The sequence below is a fragment of the Paracoccus aestuariivivens genome, from assembly GCF_009711225.1.
GTDB lineage: Bacteria > Pseudomonadota > Alphaproteobacteria > Rhodobacterales > Rhodobacteraceae > Paracoccus > Paracoccus aestuariivivens.
Genome location: NZ_WMIE01000024.1, coordinates 19,200 through 40,902 on the forward strand (window position 1 = coordinate 19,200; position 21,703 = coordinate 40,902).

The following is a 21,703-nucleotide window of genomic DNA, read 5'->3' on the forward strand; positions in this document are numbered from 1 at the left end:
AAGGCCCCCGATCGGGGGCCTTTTTCATTGTCAGGACGCGGCAGCGGTGGCTTGCGGGCTTGGCCGATGGGCATCCGAGGGCAAAAGCCTGCTCAATCCCGCAATGACCAGCAGCGCTGCCACCTGCCATAGCGCTAGTAGCCAAATTGCCTCGGCCGCGTTCACCTCGCTGCGCGACAGGAAGAACCCGCCAAGCGAAGCGATGCCGATCGCCATGCCCAATTGCTGCGAGGCGCGGAATACGCCCGATGCAGCTCCGGCATGTTCGGACGGAATGCGGGCGAAGGCAAAGGCCGGCAGCGGGGCCGAGATCAGCCCCATCCCACAGCCGCAAAGCGCGAAACCTGCGGTCAGCAGCGCGTAATCCGAGCCACCCTGCCAGTCGCCCAGCACATGCGCCATCAAAAGGATGCCCGCGATCTGGCCTACGACTCCGATCAGGGGCATCTGCCGCCCCATGAGCGGCAGCAACCTGCGACCCAGTACGGCAATCGACAAAGCGGCGCCAACCGCGAAGGGGACGTGCAGCAGCGCGGTTTTCAGCGCATCGAATCCGAGATGGCTTTGTAACATGACCGAGACCGCGATCAGCAGCGCCCCTGTCACCAGTTGATAGATCATCGCGATGGACAGTCCCGCGACGAAGATCCCGCTGCGAAAGACGCTCGGGGGAACCAAAACCGCTTCTCCGGCGCTCTCGCGCCGCATCAGGTGCCATGCGGTAGCGGCCAGCAGGATCATACCCAGCAAGGGCATCAGGCGCAGCCAGATCGGCCAGCCAAGCGCTGGCCCTTCGATCAGCGGAAGCAGGAATGCCGCAAAGGCGGGGACGATCAGCGCCGCTCCGGTCAGGTCAAGGCGCGGCCTTTGTGCCGAGCCACCCTCGGGCAGCACGCGCAGGGCCAGAACCAGCGCCACGGCAACGACCGGCACGTTGATCAGGAAGATCGGTCTCCAGCCCAGTCCGAAAATATCGGCGCGGATCAGCACACCGCCCAAGATCGGACCAAGAATGCCCGCAACCCCGCCCAGAAGGCCAAAGATGCCCATCACCTTGAAACGCTCGTGCGGGGCGTAAAGCACCTGCACCAGCGACAGGATCTGTGGCCCCATCAGCGCACCCGAAGCGCCCTGCAATATGCGCATGCCGATCAGCGTCCGCGCATCGGGAGCCAAGCCGCAGCCCGCCGAGGCCAGTGCAAAGCCGATCATCCCCAGCATGAACATCCGGCGATAGCCGAAAATATCACCCATCCTGCCGCCGGGGATCAGCATCACGGCGAAGAAAAAGGCATAGCCCGCCGAGATCCATTCGATCTGCGCGGTCGTCGCGCCAAAGCTGTCCCTAAAATGCGGGATAGCTACGTTCACCACCGATCCGTCGATGATTTCCAGCATCAGGGCCACCGTGACGACGGCGACCGCCAAAGTCCTTTCCCGGTCCGTCACCGGGCGCTCGTCCGAGCGGGTCATGTTCTCACCATTTTTTCGATTGAGGCGGCTCTGCACCCTGTTGACAGCCAAAGCGTGCCTGCCGTAATACGAATAAGTATTCTAATTCATGTCGCAAGACAAGGTTTTTCGGCCGTCGGGGAGGGGCGGGCGATAGCCCTCTTGCCTGCTGACCCAGCGCCTTCCCCGCATATCCATCGGAGAACTCTCATGTTCCTCTCTGCCTGCGTCGAATGGCTATATCAGGATATCCATCCCCGCCTTGCCGACCGTGTCCGCGCCGCCAAGGCCGATGGTCTGGACCATGTCGAGTTCCATCTGTGGCGCGACAAGGACATCGACGATGTGGCCAAGGCGCTGCGGGAAACCGGCGTGCGCCTGACCAGCTTCGTGGTCGAACCACGCCGCAGTCTGGTCGATCCGGCCCAGCACGGAGAGTTCCTGCAAGCGGTGCGCGAATCGCTCGTCACCGCCGCGCGCCTAGGTAATCCGCCTCTGGTCGTGGCCTCGGGCTTTACCCGCGACGGCGTCTCGCGAGAGGAACAACGTGCCGAGGCGGTCAAGGCGCTGAAACAAGCCGCAAGCCTCGCCGAAGCGGCGGGCGTGATGCTGGTGCTGGAACCTTTGAACACCAAGGTCGAACATCCCGGTATGTTCCTGTCGAGCACAAGCGAGGGGCTGGACATCGTCGAGGCAGTGGGCAGCCTGAACCTGAAGCTGCTGTTCGATCTCTATCATTCCGCGGTCATGGAGGAGGATCTGGAACAGGTCCTGCGAGGCCGCATGCATCTGGTCCACCATGTCCAGATCGCCGACATGCCCGGTCGCAACGAGCCTGGCACTGGCGTGATCGACTGGCAGGACCAATTGGGACGCCTGCGGGCGCTGGGTTACTCGGGCGCGGTCGGGCTGGAATACAAGCCGACCTTGCCTGCCACGGAATCGCTCAAGGCGGCGCGTCAGGCGACGGGCCTCTGACCGAGAGGGCGGCCAAGCCGCCCGCCTCACATCATCAGCGGAGAAATTGATGACATACGACATCAAGCGGGGCGTCAGCCTTTACAGCTTCCAGAACGACACGTTCCTTGGGCGCATGAACCTCGAGGATTGCATTCGCACCTGCGCCGAAATGGGCGCGACGGGGATCGAGATCATCGGCGAGCAGACCTTCTGGGGTTGGCCCGAGGTCGGCGTCGCCCCCGAAAAGATCGCGGAATGGCACGCGCTCATGGCGAAATACGGAACGACGCCGGTCTGCCATGACTTCATGCTGGACTATAAACGCTACAAGGGCCAGCCGATGCCCTTTGCCGAGCAGGTCGCAAGCGTCAAGAAGGACATCGAATTCGGCGCGCTACTGGGGATGAAATTCATCCGCTCGCTCGTCTCGGTCGATCCCGAAGTGCTGGTCGCGGCCGCCCCCTTTGCCGAGGAAAAGGGTATCAAGATCCTGCTTGAGGTCCATGCGCCTTTGCATTTCGACCATCCGTGGATTCTGCGCCATGCCGAGGCCTATGAAAAGGCCGGGACCGACGCGCTGGGATTCCTGCCGGATATGGGCGTGTTCCTGTATCGCTACCCCCGCGTCTGGAAGGAACGCTTCATCCGCAATGGCGTGCCGCGCGAGGCCGCCGATTTCATCGAAGCGGGCTTCAACGATCGGCGTCTGGCGGAATATGTCGTCAATGACGTGATGCTGAAATGGGGCCCCGGCCCGCAGATGGGCATGGTCGAAACCCTGCGCCACAACGCTGCCTTCAGCCCGAAACGGATGCTGGATTTCATGCCGCGCATCCATAACATCCACGCCAAATTCTACGAGATGACCGAGGATCTGGTGGAATTCTCGATCCCCTATGATGAGGTCTTCGCGGTCCTGAAACAGGGCGGCTACAAAGGCCATATCTGTTCGGAATACGAGGGCAACCGCTGGGTCGAGGACGCGCAAGAGGTCGAAAGCGTCGAGCAGGTCCGCCGCCAGCAACTGATGTTCTGCAACCTTCTGGGCGAGACCATGCCCCAGACCCTCGTCGCCTGAAAGGACAGACCATGTTTGATCACCGCATCATCTGCGAAGAAGGCTTCCGCAATGTCTCGGACGCGGGCGAGGTCACCGGCTTCGAGTTCCTTGCCCGGCTGCCCTATTACCGCGGCCTCGGCCTTTCCATGGTCGAGAACCTTGCCGTGACCGTTGATGGCGAAGAGATCCCGCGCGAGGATGTCCGCTTCTCGGTTCGTGGCCGCAGCTGGACGCTGGATGAGCTTGAGACCTGCTATGACGACCGCTGGAACTTCGGCGAAAAGGCCACGATCACCGTCAAGCGGGCAGGGGGGCTGCCTGCCGGTCGGCACAAGCTGAAGCTGGCCGAGCGGCTGCGGATTTCCTATCTGCCCTTCGTGCCGACCACCACGTTCGAAACTGAACTGGAACTGGCTGCCTGAGAGTGGCTTGGCGGCGCCCGATGCGGCGCCGCCTATCCCTAGTATCGGCCCAAATCTTCGGCCACGACGATTTCGCCGTCGAAACCCTGTCTGATCTTGTCGATCAGCCCGTCGAGATCCTGAACCTGAAACGCGCCGGGTACGAAGTGGGTCAGCACCAGCTTGCTTGCGCCTGCGTCCTGCAACATCTGAGCGATCTCTTCCGGATCAAGATGGTTCTTGCCGATATTGTCGATGATCCCTTGCCGCAGGTCCGTGGGGGCATTGGCGAGATTTTTTTCCAGAACGGGCACAATGTCGTCCATGCTCACGATCTCCGAAATAACCACATCTGCGCCCTTGACGAAGTTTGCGAGGTTGTCGCTGGCTCCGGTATCGCCGGTAAAAACATAGGTTCTGTCCTTGGTCTCGGCGCGAAAGGCTACTGCCTCGGGCATACGGTCCAAGTCGATCACCGGCGAAACCTGATAGTGCGAAACCGAAACAGCACTCACCTTGATGTTCTCATCCTCGTAGACGGGTATCGCGGTTTCGCTGGGAATAATGTCGCTGGCGACCGCCGCCCGAGTCATCGAAGGCTTGGGCTTTCCACCGACGGGGAATGAGGCGCGCTCGATCTCGGTGCTGGCAGCCAGAAGCTTTTCGACCAGATCCACCGTGCCCTTGGCACCATAAACTGGCAGCGGCTTCCCTTCATTGTCGAAAAGCCAATGCGAGATCATCAGCGGCTGCAGATCGGCCACATGATCCAAATGGTGATGGCTTAGGAACACCGCCCGCAGCGAAGGGACTGCCAACCCGGCCTTGGCCATCTGTCGCAGCGTGTCATTGCCTGTGTCGAACAGATAGGTTTGACCATTCACCACAAGCGCATTTGCGATCTGCGCCCCCTCGGCATGGATTGGTGGACCGCCCACCGTCCCCAACGTAATCCATTCGGTATTTTCTGCCCCGAGTGCCGGTACGCCGATGCCGATCGCAATCGACAGGAACGCGGCTTTTATTCGTTTTTTAGGCAAAGGTCCTCTCCTTCTTCATGGTCAGGTGCGGGTCTAGCCGCGGTCACGACGCGGCGGAAACGCATGTTGTGAATGGGCCGATTTGGCAAAATGATGCCTGCTTGCCCCAGATTGAATAATGCAGGTAGAAATCTGCCAAATAATAAAATACGAATTCATATTCGTGTCTACTGGGGGAGAGGATGCGTTACAAAAAACTCGATATGAACCTGCTTGCAGCGCTGGATGTGTTGTTGCGGACGCGCAGCGTATCGATGGCGGCGGACGAGATGTTCATCACCCAATCCGCAATGAGCAACGCATTGGGGCGACTGAGGCAGTATTTCTCGGACCCGCTTCTGGTTCAGGTCGGCCGACAGATGGAATTGTCACCGCTGGCGCTGAACCTGCAGGAACCGCTGCGCGATATCATCATGCAGGTCGATGGCTCGATCATTTCCAGCCCCTCGTTCAAGCCAGCGACCAGCGAGCGCGAATTCAGTATCGTGCTGTCGGATTATTCGCTCGCTGTTCTGGGCGAGCGGCTGACGCGCCGGATCGTCGCCGAGGCTCCGGGGATCCGGGTGAATTTCCGCCCACAAATGGCCTCGCCCGCGAAGCTGTTGGAGCGTGGAGAAGTGGATTTACTGATCATTCCCGACTCGATCGCAATGGACAGCCATAGCAGCGAGCCGTTGTTTGATGACCGTTTGGTGGTTCTGGCATCGACCGAATACGAGGGCCCCGATCATCTGGATCGTGAGCGCTTCTGCAAGGCGCGAATGGTCGTGATGGAACCGTGCTTCGGACAGGAAAGCTATGCGATCATCGCGATGCGCAATGCCGGATTGGAGCCACGCAGCGCGATCTCGACCTTCGGCTTCACGTCGATCGCGGATCTGGTGCATGGCCCCGATCATCTGGCCCTGTTGCAAGAGCGTCTGGCATTCCGCGCGGCGGCATCGGGCCGTTTCCGGCTGCTGGAACCGCCCGTCGCATTCCCGCCTTTGCGCCAGACCGTGCGCTGGCACAGGCACCGCTCGCGCGATCCGGGGCTGATCTGGCTGCGTGGCTTGCTGAGGGATTGCGTCGCAAACTGAGGCTCAGAGGTAAAGCCCGTAACCGACGATAGTCGGAGATTCCGGCTTTGCCTCGGCCACCAGCGGCGCGTAACCGGCCCCCGACAGGGACAGAAACCGCATGATCCGGCGCAGGGTATTGTCATTCCGGGGCAGGCCGCTGGTAATCGTCGCTTCAAAGGTCTTCATCGTCTCACCTATAGAAACTTGTGACCCCTCCCTGCCGTAAGTCATAGAGCAGACTGCGAGAAAATAGAAATATAGATTCTGAATACTAGTTTTGCACGGACTGCATGCCATGGGTGGCCAGATAGGCAAGCAGCATGCAGTTGGTCTCGAGTTTGAGCCAATCCCAGCTCATCTGGTCGATCTCGCCGCGGGTCGAGCCAAGGCCAAGGAAGTTGCCATAGGTCGAATAGGACGACATCAGGCAATAGCGGAAGATCTGATCGGGGTTCTCGGACTGCAACTGATCGGCGCGGGTCATCAGCAAGGCGACGATGCGCTCGACGAATTGCCAATAGGACTTGCTGCCGGTCTCTGAGATGACGGGATCATTGATCGCGCGGATCATGAAGGCGCGCAGAAGCGGGGCATTGGCGCGGAATATCTCGGCGATGCGGTCAAAAAGCAGCGGCACCATCCGTTGCAGCGGCATTCCCGCCCATGCCGGATCGGAGATCAGTTTCTCATGTGCGGCGTCCATCTCGTCCAGCAGGGTACGATGGACGAAATGCGCCAACTCGTCCTTGCCGGTGAATCGCCCGTAAATCGAGCCGATCGAGACTCCGGATTCCGCCGAGACCTGTTGTAGTGTGAACCCGTCATAGCCGTTTTCCGCCATTAGCTTGCGCGCGGCGGTCACGACCTTGGCTTGGCTCAGGCGGCTGCGCTGCTGTTTCGGTTCGCTTTTCAGTCCTGCGCTCTCGGCCATGTCGTCTTTCGTCACTGATATCATCGGGTTCGTTCGGGTAAGATATTAGAACATCCGTTTCATTATTCAACACGCGATATTAAAAAGGCCGCGACGAGTTGCCGCGGCCTTCCAATTTCAGACACTGGATCAGGCTGCCTTGGCCAGTCGCAGTGCGCGTCCCTGCTTTGAGGCGGCAAAGGCGAACATCAGCGCCGCAACGATCAGTGCGATGGGGCCGATGACGCGGAACGGGTACAGCACGTCATCGCCGGCCCAGCCACGAAGCGCGCTGAAGATCAGCGGGCTGACGAACATGCCCGCGAAAAACGCGCTGGACCAAGCCCCCATGGCGCGGCCGCGATGCGCGGGACCAAACAGCGATGAGACCCAGAAGATCATCGCGCTGACAGCCATGCCGGCTCCGATCTGCTGGATAAAGGCCGACGCCCCCATGCTGACCTCGTCTTTTGCGAAGCCGACACCCAACATGCCAAGGCCGATGAAGGTCATGACAAGGCCGAGAACCTGCTCGGGGGTCAGGCGCTTCGAAGCGAAGCCAAAGACCAGCGCCCCGATCGGAACCGCCAGTGAGACGACGGACAGGATCATCCCGATGCGTGCAGGCGAGGCACCATTCAGCGAATGGAAGGCCGAACCGCCGTTGATCGTGTAGATGTAATAGATGATCGCCAAGGCAAAGGTGATCGAAACCACGGTCGCGACGCGCGGCCAGGGGAAGGTCGAATCGTCGATTTCGGGCTCGTCGGCGTGGCGGGCGACGGTCTCGGGTTCGAACATCCAGACCAGCATGGCAAGAAACAGCGGGAAGGACACGGCGTAGATCCAGAACGCGCCGTTCCACTGGATTGCAGTCAGATAGCCCGAACCCGCCATGACGGCGCTGGCGGCCAGCGGCCCGATCACGCCCTGCACGGTCAGCCAGAAGCGGCGCTCGCGCATTCCGAAATAATCCATCATCATGGTGTTTGCGATGGTCAGCACGATGGCCTCGGCCAGACCAACGCCCAGACGGCTGATGAAAATCGCAACCAGATCATGCAGGTAAAGCGGCATGGTCCCGCAGATGCCGTACAGCAGCGTCGAACCCAGCAGCAGCTTGCGCCGCCCCACCGCATCCGCCGCCCAACCTACGAATGGCGCCGAGATCGCGATCATCAACCCCGGCGCGGTCAGCATCAGGGGGATCAGCGTCATCGCATGGGGCGTCTGGGAAAAATGCTGGATCAGCGTCGGCACGGCGGGCACCAACGAGATTATCGCCATGATCGGCAGGAACGCGGTCAGGGCCATGACGATGCCCTGTGGCACGCCTGCCTTTCTTGGCGTAACGATGGACGGGTTGGCAGTGTTCAAGACATTCTCCTCCTCTTGCCTTGATACCGTTTCCTCTGCGGCACAAGAACAACAATTTCAATTCTAATTTTTGCGCGGCTGTTACTTTCCGTGGCAATCTTCCGGCTTATCTGCACCACGGGTCGCGGTCCTGTCGGATAAACTAGCCAAACCGGAGGGCCGCACTGAAATGGGAAAACGGCATCCAGCTATTCAGCGCGTGAATGCAGGCGCCGGATCAAGCTGCTGAATGGCAGTATGACCCGAATGAATTACCGCTTCGGTGGGCAAGGCGTTAAGGCCGAGGCAAAGGAATGCGGGGGAGGGACAGGATGTCCGAGCGTTTTGATGTTGTGATCGTGGGCAGCGGCCCGGTTGGCGCGGCCTTTGCGCGACGACTGGCCGAAACGACCCGGATGAGCATCCTGATCGTCGAGGCGGGCCGCGACCTGATGGGCAGCGGTGGGACGAATATCCGAAATCTCGCGCCAGCTGATCGCGAGATCGCCTATACCGAGGCGCGGGATTTTGCGTTGGCCCGTACCGACGGTCTTGCGATCCCAGATGCCGCGTTGAAGGCTCGTCCGGGAACCTTCCTTTTGCGCCATGACGCATTATCCACACCCGACGATCGGGGTATGCCTGCGGCGGCGATGTCCAGCAACCTTGGCGGCATGGGGGCCCATTGGACCTGCGCCTGCCCGCGTCCGGGCGATAGCGAACGGATCGGTTTTATCCCCGATACGGTGATGGACGCGGCTTTTGATATCGCAGAAAGCTATCTGAACGTCATTCAGGACGGCTTTCCGGCCAATGCCACAACCTCGTTCGTGGTCGAGGCCCTCCGCCGCGATTTTGGTGCGGATCGCGCATCGGACCGCCAGCCCCAGCCGATGCCGCTTGCCTGCCGCAAGGGGCAAGGCGGTCCGATTTGGTCAGGAGTGGATGTTGTTCTTGGGCCGCTTGACTCGCCCGAGGGACGGGCTGCGCGCCGAACCACGCTGCTGACCGAAACCCTGTGCCGAAGGGTCGTCATGGACGACAACCGGGCAACGGGTGTGGAGTTGCAAAACCTGACGACCGGCGAAATCAGCGTGGTTGAGGCCGGTTTCGTCGTCATCGCCGCCGATGCGCTTCGTACTCCGCAGTTGCTGTTTGCTTCAGGCGTGCGTCCTGATGCGTTAGGGCGCTATCTGAACGACCAGCCGCAGGTGATTTCGCTGATCGAACTGGCTCCTGATCGCGATTGGCAGGGCGATTCCGCCCGCGAGACGACCGATCAGCGTGATAATGTTACCGGCGTCAGTTGGCTTCCCTTCAAGGACGGTAATTTCCCCTTCCATGCGCAGTTGATGCAGATGGATACCTCGCCCATTCCGCTAGAGCCCCGTGCCGATGGTAATGGGCGCCCTGTGGTCGGCCTCGGGCTGTTTGCTGCCAAGGAAATCCGCGCCGAGGATCGCATCGTCTTTGACGGCGAGGACGCGCTCGGTCTGCCCAGAATGCGGCTCGAATACGGCCTGACGGCGGCAGATCGAGAAAAGCTGCGGCTGGCCTCGGATATCGTGGCCGCGGTGGGGGCGTCACTGGGGCAAGTGATCGGAGATCCGATCGTCCTGCCCGCCGGAACTTCGCTGCATTACCAAGGTACGCATCGCATCGGCCCCAGCGACGATGGCACGAGTGTCTGCGATCCCGCGTCAAAGGTCTGGGGCACGAGCAATCTTTACCTTGGCGGCAATGGCAGCATTCCGACCGCTACCGCCTGCAACCCGACGCTGACAGCCGTGGCTCTGGCGGTAATCGCCGCCGACGATATAGCATCCCGACATGCAGGCTGATGGTGATCGTTCAGAGCGCGGCCCTTGCCCGCATTTTCGGCTAATCTGACCACAACCGAGCCGCCAGAGCTTCCGATTGAGCCGCATGGAGGCCTGATCGAGGCGCTGGCGGCATTGGAAGTCACTCGTCACGACGGACATCGGGCCGGCCTTGTGGTTCTGGCGACGGGCCTTGCTAAACAGGGCTTTCCGTCTTTGACGGTCGTGCATTCGAACGCGAGCTTTTCGTGGCCCATCTTGACGAGATATTGGCTCAGCCCATGGCACCTATGGCCGTGTCCGTCTGGACGCGCGATTCGATCGCTGTTTTGGCGGCGCAAAGGAGGAGGGCCAGATTGTATTTGCGACGATCCAGACACCGGGTCGCGCCGAGCACCTGTGCCGTTTCCAGCTCGATGATTTCGACTACATCAACATCGATAGATTTTATTATAAACTGCCATAAGTTATCTCAGTTTTTCCGAATATTTCTTGCTCCGGTATCGGCTAGCCTACGAGCTAGATTATGGACAGATCCCGTTTAGACGCGGTGGCGCTGACGCAGGCGGTGCCGATGGCAATCCGCTCGTGCGCCCAAATTGCTTTGGAACAGTTACAACGCCATGGCAGCGGCCCGGCAATCGGATTTTGTGTCTCGACCAGCCATTTCGATTTCATGGCATGGTTTTTTCAGCGATGCCGGTTTGGGTACCGTAGCCGTTCATTCCGGCTAGCGATCGGAACCGCGCGCCTCGCCGCTCGATGTCCTCGGCAAAAGTGAGTTGGACATCCTTTTGGCCGAGGACATGTTGCGCCCGACGGAAAGCACGATCCTGTTTCTGCAGCAGCGGGGTCGGGGATCGCGCCGTTTCGGTGACAAAGTACTGCGGAAGATCGGCTATATCGGCAACCATCGCTCGTTTCTGACCAAGGCACGGGTGCTGCTGGGCGCGGGCAGCAACGATGCCGAAGCCTGAATCGTGTTATCCGGACTCGGATGGGTCAGCGTCCCGCAGCGGCCGAGCTTGCTCGTACGGGTTTGCTTCCGTGCATACCGGTCACGGCGGTTGGTTCGCCTATGTGCGCGAAATGGGTGATGCGGTCCCGGCAGCCGCGCAGGCTCACAGGACACTTCTCCTGACCCGACCATCTCTTGTTGTTGTTCGCGCTTCTTTTCAATCTTGAGCAAGGTGAGAGCAAAGATCGCCTGATCCAGATGGCCATGCAAGTCTTGTCACGTCGCAGTCGGTCAGTCGGCCCGGATCGTCTGGAGGCTGCATGAGTGCAATGGTCACCGAGCCCCGAATTTAGAAGTGACGGGACAGACTGATCTTGCGGCGTCCTGCGGCAGCAGAACTCACCGATCAGGCGCGGGATTTGACCGATTGGCGGCTTGCGGATCTTGCCAGTGCGTCCAACGTACGGCACGGTTTGGACCAAGCCGCGGCAGGGGCAGCATTCTATCGGGCCGAATACCCATACATCCGGTGCGTCTGTTCGTGCGCATCCAAAAACTGCTGGGCAGGGCGGCCGCGCCTTTTCCCTGTCTTGGCTTGCCGCACATCGCGGGCGGGCACGGGGAAAAACCGATCACCATAGAATGGGATCTGCCAGAGTCGGCGCCTGCGCATTTTTGTCAGATGCTGAGCCTGCCTGCGGTTGAAAATCGCGGCGGCTTTGGGCGCGCCCGACACATTGCGATCAAAAGCTGGCGTTTGCGGCGCGGGCTTACCGAATTAACCTCTCCAGTGCAGCGCGTCTAGCAGCAGACGGAAGGCCGGAGTGACCTGCCGTCTGCTGGGGTAGTAGATGTGATAGCCCGGAAATGGTGGACACCAATCCGCCAGAACTCGGATCAGTCGGCCCGCCTCGACATGCGGTCCCAGATGGTCCGAGGGCAGACAGACCAACCCGCGCCCGGCCAAGGCTGCCTCGACCGCGAGATCGGAATCCGTGCAGGTGAATTGGCCATCAACCCGGACATTCAGCGTGCGCCCTGCTTTCTCGAACTCCCAGACATATAGCCCTCCGGCTGTCTGCATGCGCAGGTTGATACAATTATGCGCGGTCAGATCATGCGGAGTCCGTGGCGCCGGACGGACGCGGAAATATTCGGGCACCGCCGCGACGATCATCTGCAATTCCGGCCCGATGCGCAGACCGATCATGTCCTTATCCAGACTTTCGCCCAGCCGGACTCCTGCGTCGAAACCCTCTTTCGCGATGTCGGTGAAGCGGGCATCCACGCTTAGTTCGACCTTGACGTCAGGATAGTCGGCCATCAGGCGGGAAATGACCGGCATCAGGATCCGCCGCGCGGCCGCGCGACTGGTCGTCAGGCGGATCGTTCCGGCGGGGCGACTGCGCATTTCGTCAAGCTGTACGAGTTCTGCCTCGATCCCGTCGAAGGCCGGACGTAGCGTGTCGACCAGCCGCTGACCCGCTTCGGTCGGCGAGACCGAACGTGTCGTGCGGGTCAGCAGCCGGACGTCAAGCCGTTCCTCCAGCCGCCGCACCACGGCACTGATCGCACTTTGCGACGTGCCCAGCCTTGCGGCGGCGCGGGTGAAGCTGCGTTCCTCGGCGACGGCGAGGAAGGTCATCAGATCGCTCATCTCTTCGCGGCGCATTTATATTTCCTGAAGATAAGTTCAATCCAGATCTAGCATTTCAGTTTCGGGTCCGCAGCCCGTAACTTCATCGGCATCTGACCTGACGCGCCGACCAGCGCCGGAACGCGACACGACAGTGCCGGACCCGATGAAAGGAAACCCAGATGAAGACCCGCAAACTTGGCCGCAATGGCCCCGAAGTCTCGGTCCTTGGTTATGGCTGCATGGGGCTGAGCTATGGCTACGGTCCCGCAATCGAGCGCCCGCGTGGCATCGACATGATCCGAGCCGCCTACGCGCGCGGCGTGACCTTCTTCGACACTGCCGAGGCCTATGCCCAAGGCGCCAACGAAGACCTGCTGGGCGAGGCGTTGGCCCCGATGCGCGATCAGGTCGTGATCGCCACGAAATTCGGCTTTCAGGATGGCGACCCCGCCAAAGGGCTGGATTCGCGGCCCGAACGCATCCGCGCTGTCTGCGAGGCCGCGCTGAAACGTCTGCGCAGCGAACGGATCGACCTGCTCTACCAGCATCGCGTCGATCCGAACGTCCCGATCGAGGATGTCGCCGGCACCGTCCGTGACTTGATCGCCGAGGGTAAGGTCGGGCATTTCGGCCTCTCGGAAGCGGGGGTAGAAACCATCCGCCGCGCCCATGCCGTCCAGCCCGTCGCCGCGCTGCAAAGCGAATACTCACTGTGGTGGCGCGAACCCGAGCAGGACATCCTGCCCTTGCTTGAGGAACTCGGCATCGGCTTTGTGCCCTTTAGTCCTCTGGGCAAGGGATTCCTGACGGGGGCGATAGACGCCTCGACCAGTTTCGGGGCCAGTGATTTCCGCAATTCGGTGCCCCGTTTTTCAGAAGAGAACCGCCGCGCCAATCTGGCGCTGATCGACCGCATTGGGGAAATCGCCGGGGCCAAAGGCGTGACCAAGGCCCAGATCGCACTGGCATGGCTATTGGCGCAGCGCCCTTGGATCGTCCCCATCCCCGGCACCACCAAGCTGCACCGGCTTGAGGAAAATCTGGACGCGGCCACGGTTACGCTGGACCGAAGCGACCTTGCCCGCATCGCTGACGCCTTGCAGCAAATCGAAATCGTGGGCGCTCGCTACAACGCTCACGCTCAGGCCCGCATCAACCGCTAAGGAGAGAACCATGTACGCAACCGTCATGCACGGCCCCGGCGATGTCCGCTACGAGCGCGTCGAGGACCCCAAGATCCTGAAACCCACCGACGCCATCATCAAGCTGTCCGCGACCTGCATCTGCGGCTCGGATCTGTGGCCCTATCGCGGGTTGCAGCCACAAAACGGCCCCTCGCATATGGGCCATGAATATTGCGGCGTCGTAGTCGAGGTCGGTTCGGAAGTCCGCACCATCAAGCCGGGCCAGTTCGTCGTGGGCAGCTTCTGCCTGTCGGACAATACCTGTCCGCATTGCCAGTTCGGCTTCCAGTCCTCGTGCCGGAGCCGCGAATTCATGTCCGGCGCGCAGGCCCCTTATGCCCGCGTCGCGTTGGCAGATGGCACGCTGGTTGCCACGAACGAGATGCCCGATGCCGACATGATCCCGCATATGCTGGCGGTCTCGGATGTGCTGGGCACGGGCTGGTATGGCGCGGATGCCGCGCAGGTACTCAAGGGCGGTACGGTCGTCGTCGTCGGTGACGGCGCGGTGGGCTTGATGGGTATTCTCGCAGCCAGCCAGATGGGAGCGGGCCGGATCATCGCCATGAGCAGCCACAAGGACCGCCAGAAGCTCGCCCTTGAATTCGGCGCGACCGATATTGTCGCCGCCCGTGGCGAGGACGGCATCGGCGAGATCATGGAGCTGACCAATGGGGTCGGCGCGGAATCCGTCCTTGAATGCGTCGGAATGGAGCAATCCATGCAACAGGCCATCGGCGTCTGCCGCCCCGGCGGCACCATCGGCTATGTCGGCGTGCCGCATGGCGTCACCTTCGAAGGCCGCGATATGTTCTTTGCGCAAAAGCGCATGCTGGGCGGCCCCGCTCCGGTGCGGCGCTTCCTGCCCGACCTGATGGACCGCGTGCTGCAAGGCAAGATCCAGCCCGGCAAGGTCTTTGATCTGGTGCTGCCGATCGAACAGGTAGCCGAGGGATACAAGGCCATGGATGAGCGCCGCGCCATCAAGACCATGCTACAGGTCGCGGAATGACTGACCTTACCGTGGTCATCGGCGCCGGGGGCATCGGCCAGGCCATTGCCCGTCGCATCAGCAGCGGGCGGCATATCCTTGTTGCCAATCATACGCAGGCATCCGCGGATGAGGCCGCGGGTACCCTCGCCCGGGCCGGGTTCGAAGTAACGGCGATGCAGGCCGATATCTCGGACCGCGCGGCGGTTCAGGCGGTGGTCGAAAAGGCGCAGGGGACCGGCCCGATCAAGGCGCTGGTACAGGCTGCGGGGGTATCGCCCTCGCAGGCCCCGATCGAGGCGATCCTGAAGGTCGATCTCTAGGGCTCCGCCGTAGTCCTTGAGGAGTTCGGCAAGGTCATGGCCGAGGGTGGCTCGGGCGTGGTGATCTCGTCGCAATCGGGCTATCGAATGCCCGCGCTCAGCGCCGAACAAGATGCGGTGCTGGCGACAGCCCCCACCGATGACCTGCTGGCGCTTGATTTCGTCAAGAGTGTCTGCGATACGCTGCACGCCTATCAGATGTCGAAGCGTTGCAATTCGCTGCGTGTTCGCGGCGAGGCGATCAACTGGGCCAAGCGCGGCGCGCGGATCAATGCGATCAGGCTGCCAAGTGGATTGAAGAGAACGCGCCTCGCATCGCTGGGCGGTTGTAATCGACAACTCGGAAAGCTGCGAATTTCTGAAGTGAGCGCGGCTTCGCTGCGTCCTACGAAAGCATCCGGCGATGGACCGCCAAATTCGCCGCGCGGATCGCTCATGGCCGTCGTCGCCGACAAGCGTCGCTCGGCGATGTGGGGCACTTGGACGAGGTGCTGGTGAAGACCGTCGGCCGGAGATTCTGTCTGTGGTGGGCGGTCGATCAGCATGGCGTCCTGCTGGAGAAAATCCCGCAGCGCAAGCGGGATACGCGGGCGGCCAGACGCCTGCTCGCCAAGTTGATGAAGCGGCAGGATTTTGTGCCAAGGTGCATCGCGTGACGGATAAATTAGCGTCATACGGCGCGGCCCGGCGCGAGGTTTGGACCATCGCTCTCACAAGTGTCTCAACAACCGGGCCGAAAACAGCCACCTGCCATTCCGGAAACGGGAACGAACAATGTAGGGCTTCCGCTCTCCTGGCGGATTGCAGCGCTTCGTGTCGGGTGAAATCCGCCATCCGCAATCGCTTCTCCGTCCCCGCCAGCCGTAGCGCTATCACCACCCGTTCGAGGTAGAATCAGATTCTAGGCGCGGGAAGGGCCGGTCAGGACGCACCGATATCGATGAGAACGGATTTTTCCCGTCGGTTCGCGCGATAGGCAGCGCGGCCCAGATCCTTGCCAAGGCCAGAGTTGCCAAAGCCGCCTGTGGGCAGAATGTGATCCCAAGACCTCCCGTAACGATTGACCCAAAGCGTCCCGGCTGGCAGTGCCTGTGTCATGCGCAGGGCGCGTCCCAGATCGCGGGTGAACACCCCGGCCGCGAGGCCGTATTCGGGATGCGCGGCCAGCGACAGCGCCTCGTCTTCCCCGTTGTCAAAGGTCTGGATCGTCAGGACCGGGCCGAAAATTTCCTCTCGCACCGCGGGGGAGGCGGGGTCCACTCCGGCGATAAGCGTGGGCTGGTAGTAACTGCCGGCGCAGTCCATCTTGCCACCCCCGATGAGGCATTCGCCGCCTACGGTCCTTGTGCGCGTGACAATGTCATCGATCCGCCCGATCTGGAGCGTCGAAATGATAGGTGAATAGGTCGAGGTTTCGTCCCAGGTCGGGTGGGCCAGCGCTCCGGACATGCGGGTTTGCAGTTGTCCGACTAGATCTTCGGCAACGGAGCGGGCGACGATGAGCCGGCTTCCCGCGACGCAGACCTGTCCGGCATTGCCCATGATGTTGCGCGCGATGCAGTTTGCGGCCAATTCAATGTCGGCATCGGCAAAGACGACCTGTGGCGACTTGCCGCCCAGTTCCAGAGTCATCGGTTTGATGCCATTTTGTGCCACATTCCCCATGATGGCACGACCTGCGCGGGTCGATCCGGTAAAGCTGATCTTCGCGGCGAGCGGATGCCCCGCCATGGCGACGCCGGTTGTCGCGCCATCACCCAGCACGACGTTCAGCACGCCGGGGGGCAGACCGGCCCGCACGGCAAGATCGGCGATGAACAGCGTGGAATGCGGCGTCATCTCGGAGGGCTTGATGACCACGGCGTTGCCTGCCGCGAGCGCCGGACCAAGCTTCCACGCCGCCATGATAAGCGGAAAATTCCACGGCGCGATGGCCGCGACGACACCATATGGCTCGGTCAGGATCATGCCCATCTGATCCTCGGCCGTGGGGACAAGTGCGCCCCCTTCCTTGTCGGCCATTTCGGCAAAGAAGCGGATTTGCTCGGTCGCCATCGGAATGTCGACCTCGCGAACTTGCGTGATGGGTCGGGTCGAGGACAGCGCCTCGATCCGTGCAAGGGGTTCCGCGTGCGCATCGATCAAATCGGCCCAAGCATGCAGGACCTTGACCCGCTCTCTTGGACGGACTTTGCTCCAGCCGCTGGAGATCCGGGCGCGGGCAGCGCTTTGCATCGCGCGGTCCACGGTCTCGGGACCGGCAATCGGGCAGGCCGCAAAAGCGATGCCATCCGAAGGGCGGAACAGTTGGATTTCGGTGCTGCCAGCGGTGGCTATGAAGGCGCCGTCGATGAAGTGGCCCTGCGGCAGTGCTACCGCTGCGGGATCAAAGGTTAGACCCATCTGCCCGTCCTCAATTGTAATGTGCGCCAGCGTTCAGACCGATGGTCTGACCGCTGATGAACCGGCTTTCATCCGAGGCGAGGAACAAGGCGATGCCGACCATATCTTCCACGCTGCCTTTCTTGCGGATCGCTTGCGAGGCGATGACACCTGCCCATTGATCCTCGGTGATTGTCTTGCGGGGGATCTCGGTCGCGATGCCATGTGGACTGATCGCGTTCACGTTGATGTCCCATGGGCCAAGCTCGGTGGCCAGCACGCGGGTGAGGCCCACGACTGCGGCTTTCGAGGCGACGTAATGGGCGTAGCCCGCCCGTCCGGTATCCACGACCACCGAGGACATGTTGATGATCTTGCCGTACCGCTGCGCCTTCATCGAGGGGGTGACGGCGCGAGCGGCCAGAAAGACGCCTCTGGTGTTGATGGCGAACATGCGATCCCAGTCTTCGACTGCGATCTCGTCGAACGGCGTCAGGGTCAGGGTCGAGAACAATGCGGCATTGTTGATGAGTACGTCGATCCGGCCAAAGGCCTGCAATGCGGTTGCCGCCATGTCCTGCGTGCTGGCCTCGTCCGCGACATCCGTCACAGTCGAGATTGCACGGCCATTTGCAGCAGTGATCTCGTTGGCCACTGCGGCACCGGTCGCGGGGTTCAGGTCGGCAATGACGACAGCGGCTCCTTGCTGTGCAAAGGCATGCGCATAGGCACGCCCGATGCCTTGACCAGCGCCGGTGATGACGACAACACGATCTTTGTAAAGCATTCTCATTCCTCTCAGACAGCAGGGATCACCCGCCAGCAGCGGTGGTTCCGAAAGTTAAAACGAAGAGAGCGGTTCCGGCCGTCAGCCGTGACCAAAGATGGATTTGACTTCGAGGTAGCCCTCGAACCCGTATCGGCCCCATTCCGAGCCGTTGCCCGAGGCCTTGTAGCCGCCGAAGGGGGCTGCGAAATCCGAGGGGGCACCGTTGATATGCACCATCCCGGCGCGCAGGCCGCGGGCAAAGCGGCGTGCGCGATCAGGGTCTGCCGAACTGACATAGGACGAAAGGCCATATGGCGTGTCATTCGCCAGACGCAGCGCATCGGCTTCGCTGGTATATCCCTGAAGGCACAGCACTGGACCGAAGACTTCCTCGCACAGAATCCGCATGTCGGATGTCAGGCCGGAAAACACCGTGGGGCGGACGTAATAGCCCTTGCCAAGCCCTTCAGGTCGTCCCGGACCGCCTGCCACAATCCGCGCGCCTTCGGCGATGCCCGAAGCGATCATCGCCTGAACCCGGTCGAACTGCGCGGCATTGGCGACCGGACCCATGAAGGTTTCAGCATCTTGGGGATCGCCGACCCTCAGCGCGTTGGCGGCATTTGTGGCAAGCGCTTCGGCCTCGGCGAGACGGTCCTGCGGCACAAGCAGCCGCGTGGGGGCGTCGCAGCTTTGACCGCTGTTCGCGAAGCAGGCCCGCACCGCCGCAGGGACGGCTTTCGCCAGATCGACATCATCGAGCAGTATGTTCGGGGATTTGCCGCCCAGTTCCAGATGCAGACGCTTAACCGTAGTGGCCGCAGCCTGCGCGATGGCCGTGCCTGCCCTGTTCGATCCCGTAAAGGACACAAGATCCACCGCCGGATGGGCAGAGAGCGCCGCGCCCACGCCGTCGCCCGTGCCATTGACAAGGTTGAATACACCCGGAGGAAGTCCCGCTTCGTCCAGAATTTCGGCAAACAGCAGTGCCGAGAGGGGGCTGAGCTCCGATGGCTTCAGCACCATGGTACAACCAGCTGCAAGTGCAGGCGCAACCTTGCAGGCGATCTGGTTCATGGGCCAGTTCCACGGGGTGATCAGCGCGCACACCCCGATGGGCTCGCGTGTGACAAGGGTCGTGCCCATCTGCTCATCTGGATCGAAGCCCTCCAGAACGCGGACGGCCTCTTGCAAGTGGGCCAGACCGGATGCCGCCTGCGCCCGCAGTGCAATCCGGCTCGGTGCGCCCATCTCTGCCGTGATCAAAGCGGCCATTTCGGGCATCCGCCGCTCGTAGGCGGCGCAGATCCGTTCCAGTAGGGCGATCCGCTCTGTCCGGTGTAGCGCCGCCCATGCCGGAAAGGCCCGTCCGGCGGCAGATACCGCCTTATCGACATCCTTGGCCGTGCCAAGAGCCACGGTTGCAATTCTGGTTTCGGTTGCCGGGTCAACCACGGCACCTTGCGCGCCGCCAGGCGCAGGGCACCACCTACCGTCGATGTAGAAGGCGTCGCAGTGGAGCGATGCAGTCAGCCCGGAGCATTCGTCATAAGGCATGATCAGCGCGCCGCGACGACGATCACTTCGACATCAAGGCCGGGGCGGTTCAGGGGTGCCTGAAAGCAGGCCCGGCCCGGTGCCTGTCCCGGTGCAACCCAAGCATCCCAGATGGTGTTCATCTCGTCAAAGCCCGCCATGTCGGTCAGCAGGATGGTTGCCTGCAGGATGTTTTCCTTGGTGCTGCCGGCGGCGGCGAGATGGGTGTCTATATTAGCGAGAATTTCGGCCATCTGCTCACGGACAGGGGCGCCGGCTGCGGTCTTGGCCACCTGACCGGCCAGATAGATAGTTTCGCCACGGGCAATGTTCACTTGCGACATGCGGGGGCCGACACCGAGACGTTCCACAGCGGAAGGATTGGTCATTCTGGTTCCGATCAGTTTGGGAGGAGGATGGGAAGGGGTGAGGAAGGTTAAGTCGTGGCTTCGGTCTGAAGCGAGGCCAGAAGGGTAGGGCGGTTCTGTTCAAGAAATCCGGTGCTGATCTGGCCCGAGATCATCCCGTCATGGGACAGGCAGGCGATCATCAGTTCGATGTTCGTCTTCACGCCGTCGATCCTGATCGCGCGAAGTGCCTGCCGTGCCCGCGCAAGTGCGGCCTGCCGGTCCGGCCCGTGGACGATGGCCTTGGCGATCATCGGGTCGTAATGGGGGGTGATCGTATCCCCCGAGCCGTAAGCCGCGTCGATGCGTAACCAATCGGCGGCAGGAGGCAGGTCGAAACGGTCGATCACCCCGGGCGAGGGTAGAAACATCCGCGCCGGATCCTCGGCGTAGATCCGGCATTCGATAGCATGGCCCGTGCTCGCGACCTGCGTCTGGTCCAGCCGGTCAGGCGCGCCTGCTGCAAGTTCGATTTGCATGCGGACGAGATCTGTTCCTGTAACTGCTTCGGTGACGGGATGCTCCACCTGAATGCGGGTATTCATCTCGAGGAAGAAGAACTCGCCTGTTGCGACGTCCAGGATGAATTCTACCGTTCCCGCGCCCCGATAGCGCGTCGTGCGGCACAGACGCAGCGCAGCTTCTGCCATAGCGGAGCGGGTCGCGTCCGGCAGGTTGGGGGCGGGACTTTCCTCGATCACCTTCTGGAATCGGCGCTGAAGCGAGCAGTCCCGTTCGTGAAGGTGGATCGCGGTGCCGTCGCCGTAGCCGAATACCTGCACCTCGATATGGCGGGCCAATGGGACATACCGCTCAAGGTAGATCGTGCCGTTGCCAAATGCCTTTTCAGCCATCGAGCGCGTGGTTTCGGCGACTTGAACCAGCTTGTCCGCGGTGTCGACACGGCGCATGCCGATCCCTCCGCCCCCGGCCGCCGCCTTGACCAGAAGCGGGTAGCCCACCTCCTCGGCAGCGGAGACAAGACCCGTAAGATCGTCGGTAAACCGCAGGCTGCCGGGCACCACCGGTACGCCGGCGGCACGGGCCAAATCACGCGCGCTTTGCTTGTCTCCCATGGCGCGGATCGACTCGGGCGTGGGGCCTATCCAGACCAGACCGGCGGCCTCGACGGCTTCGGCGAAGTCCGCGTTCTCGGAGAGAAAGCCGTAACCGGGATGAATCGCATCGGCACCGCAGGTCGTGGCGGCCTCGAGCACCAGATCGGTGCGCAGATAGCTTTCCCGCGCGGGCGGCGGGCCGAGGCGCACCGCCTCGTCGGCCTCGGTCACATGGGCAAGGGTTGCATCGGCGTCTGAATGGACAGCCACGGTGCCGATCCCGAGGATACGGCATGAGCGTTGGATACGACGTGCTATTTCGCCGCGATTGGCGATCAGCACCTTGCGAAAAGGCGCAGACATAGGATTTCCCTGTTCAGATGTGGCAGCGGATCT

At 61.7% G+C, this 21,703-nt stretch carries 20 protein-coding genes and 1 pseudogene; 10 read left to right on the forward strand and 11 right to left on the reverse strand.

Annotation, left to right across the window (positions count from 1 at the left end):
• Positions 1-30: 30 nt before the first annotated feature.
• A complete protein-coding gene (locus GL286_RS19980; RefSeq protein ID WP_155097338.1) occupies positions 31-1,473 on the reverse strand; it encodes an MFS transporter in 1,443 nt (480 codons plus the stop codon).
• A gap of 189 nt (positions 1,474-1,662) precedes the next feature.
• Between GL286_RS19980 and GL286_RS19985 the strand changes: the two genes are divergently transcribed.
• The 3 genes from GL286_RS19985 to GL286_RS19995 are packed head-to-tail and all read left to right on the forward strand — an operon-like array spanning position 1,663 to position 3,894.
• Positions 1,663-2,430: a hydroxypyruvate isomerase family protein gene (locus GL286_RS19985; RefSeq protein ID WP_155097339.1), complete on the forward strand. Its 768-nt coding sequence runs from the start codon at positions 1,663-1,665 to the stop codon at positions 2,428-2,430.
• 49 nt (positions 2,431-2,479) lie between these two features.
• Positions 2,480-3,490 carry a sugar phosphate isomerase/epimerase family protein gene (locus GL286_RS19990; RefSeq protein WP_155097340.1) on the forward strand — a complete coding sequence of 337 codons (1,011 nt, stop codon included), beginning with the start codon at positions 2,480-2,482 and terminating at the stop codon, positions 3,488-3,490.
• Between the two features lie 11 nt (positions 3,491-3,501).
• The gene (locus tag GL286_RS19995; protein WP_155097341.1) at positions 3,502-3,894 is read left to right on the forward strand and encodes a C-glycoside deglycosidase beta subunit domain-containing protein; all 393 of its coding nucleotides are present in this window, start codon (positions 3,502-3,504) and stop codon (positions 3,892-3,894) included.
• Positions 3,895-3,932: 38 nt separating this feature from the next.
• Here GL286_RS19995 and GL286_RS20000 read toward each other — a convergent pair whose 3' ends face one another.
• Positions 3,933-4,913 carry an MBL fold metallo-hydrolase gene (locus tag GL286_RS20000; RefSeq protein ID WP_155097342.1) on the reverse strand — a complete coding sequence of 327 codons (981 nt, stop codon included), beginning with the start codon at positions 4,911-4,913 and terminating at the stop codon, positions 3,933-3,935.
• A gap of 182 nt (positions 4,914-5,095) precedes the next feature.
• Between GL286_RS20000 and GL286_RS20005 the strand changes: the two genes are divergently transcribed.
• Positions 5,096-5,992: a LysR family transcriptional regulator gene (locus GL286_RS20005; RefSeq protein ID WP_155097343.1), complete on the forward strand. Its 897-nt coding sequence runs from the start codon at positions 5,096-5,098 to the stop codon at positions 5,990-5,992.
• A 3-nt stretch (positions 5,993-5,995) separates the two neighbouring features.
• Here the strand turns inward: GL286_RS20005 and GL286_RS20010 are convergent, their stop codons facing one another.
• The 3 genes from GL286_RS20010 to GL286_RS20020 all read right to left on the reverse strand — a co-directional run bounded on the left by GL286_RS20010 (position 5,996) and on the right by GL286_RS20020 (position 8,261).
• A complete protein-coding gene (locus GL286_RS20010; RefSeq protein ID WP_155097344.1) occupies positions 5,996-6,160 on the reverse strand; it encodes a hypothetical protein in 165 nt (54 codons plus the stop codon).
• Positions 6,161-6,245: 85 nt separating this feature from the next.
• Complete coding sequence (locus tag GL286_RS20015) at positions 6,246-6,905, reverse strand: TetR/AcrR family transcriptional regulator (protein ID WP_170295320.1); 660 nt, start codon at positions 6,903-6,905, stop codon at positions 6,246-6,248.
• A gap of 129 nt (positions 6,906-7,034) precedes the next feature.
• Positions 7,035-8,261, reverse strand: a complete 1,227-nt coding sequence (locus GL286_RS20020; RefSeq protein ID WP_211596448.1) for an MFS transporter — start codon at positions 8,259-8,261, stop codon at positions 7,035-7,037.
• A gap of 311 nt (positions 8,262-8,572) precedes the next feature.
• Between GL286_RS20020 and GL286_RS20025 the strand changes: the two genes are divergently transcribed.
• Both GL286_RS20025 and GL286_RS20030 read left to right on the forward strand, forming a co-directional pair.
• Positions 8,573-10,081 carry a GMC oxidoreductase gene (locus GL286_RS20025; protein WP_155097346.1) on the forward strand — a complete coding sequence of 503 codons (1,509 nt, stop codon included), beginning with the start codon at positions 8,573-8,575 and terminating at the stop codon, positions 10,079-10,081.
• 761 nt (positions 10,082-10,842) lie between these two features.
• Positions 10,843-11,037, forward strand: coding sequence for a P-loop NTPase family protein (locus GL286_RS20030; RefSeq protein ID WP_155097347.1), 195 nt, complete (start codon positions 10,843-10,845; stop codon positions 11,035-11,037).
• A gap of 759 nt (positions 11,038-11,796) precedes the next feature.
• On the opposite strand, the gene GL286_RS20035 is transcribed toward GL286_RS20030, so the two are convergent.
• The gene (locus tag GL286_RS20035) at positions 11,797-12,690 is read right to left on the reverse strand and encodes a LysR family transcriptional regulator (RefSeq protein WP_155097348.1); all 894 of its coding nucleotides are present in this window, start codon (positions 12,688-12,690) and stop codon (positions 11,797-11,799) included.
• A 146-nt stretch (positions 12,691-12,836) separates the two neighbouring features.
• Here GL286_RS20035 and GL286_RS20040 point away from each other — a divergent pair, with 146 nt between their 5' ends.
• From GL286_RS20040 to GL286_RS22970, 4 genes and pseudogenes are all read left to right on the forward strand, one after another.
• Positions 12,837-13,820, forward strand: a complete 984-nt coding sequence (locus GL286_RS20040) for an aldo/keto reductase (protein ID WP_155097349.1) — start codon at positions 12,837-12,839, stop codon at positions 13,818-13,820.
• Positions 13,821-13,830: 10 nt separating this feature from the next.
• Complete coding sequence (locus GL286_RS20045) at positions 13,831-14,853, forward strand: zinc-dependent alcohol dehydrogenase family protein (protein WP_155097350.1); 1,023 nt, start codon at positions 13,831-13,833, stop codon at positions 14,851-14,853.
• Positions 14,850-15,155: an SDR family NAD(P)-dependent oxidoreductase gene (locus GL286_RS22365; protein ID WP_211596450.1), complete on the forward strand. Its 306-nt coding sequence runs from the start codon at positions 14,850-14,852 to the stop codon at positions 15,153-15,155. Before GL286_RS20045 ends, GL286_RS22365 begins: the two co-directional genes overlap by 4 nt.
• A gap of 365 nt (positions 15,156-15,520) precedes the next feature.
• A pseudogene (locus GL286_RS22970) lies at positions 15,521-16,047 on the forward strand (IS6 family transposase); the annotation flags it as partial.
• Positions 16,048-16,076: 29 nt separating this feature from the next.
• Here the strand turns inward: GL286_RS22970 and GL286_RS20060 are convergent.
• The 5 genes from GL286_RS20060 to GL286_RS20080 form a co-directional block, all read right to left on the reverse strand.
• Positions 16,077-17,558, reverse strand: coding sequence for an aldehyde dehydrogenase family protein (locus tag GL286_RS20060; protein ID WP_155097351.1), 1,482 nt, complete (start codon positions 17,556-17,558; stop codon positions 16,077-16,079).
• Positions 17,559-17,568: 10 nt separating this feature from the next.
• Positions 17,569-18,324, reverse strand: a complete 756-nt coding sequence (locus GL286_RS20065) for an SDR family NAD(P)-dependent oxidoreductase (RefSeq protein WP_155097352.1) — start codon at positions 18,322-18,324, stop codon at positions 17,569-17,571.
• A gap of 81 nt (positions 18,325-18,405) precedes the next feature.
• Positions 18,406-19,863 carry an aldehyde dehydrogenase family protein gene (locus GL286_RS20070; protein ID WP_155097353.1) on the reverse strand — a complete coding sequence of 486 codons (1,458 nt, stop codon included), beginning with the start codon at positions 19,861-19,863 and terminating at the stop codon, positions 18,406-18,408.
• 2 nt (positions 19,864-19,865) lie between these two features.
• On the reverse strand, positions 19,866-20,231 hold the full coding sequence (locus GL286_RS20075) for a RidA family protein (RefSeq protein WP_155097354.1): 366 nt from the start codon (positions 20,229-20,231) through the stop codon (positions 19,866-19,868).
• 47 nt (positions 20,232-20,278) lie between these two features.
• A complete protein-coding gene (locus GL286_RS20080; RefSeq protein WP_155097355.1) occupies positions 20,279-21,670 on the reverse strand; it encodes an acetyl-CoA carboxylase biotin carboxylase subunit in 1,392 nt (463 codons plus the stop codon).
• Positions 21,671-21,703 lie beyond the last annotated feature (33 nt).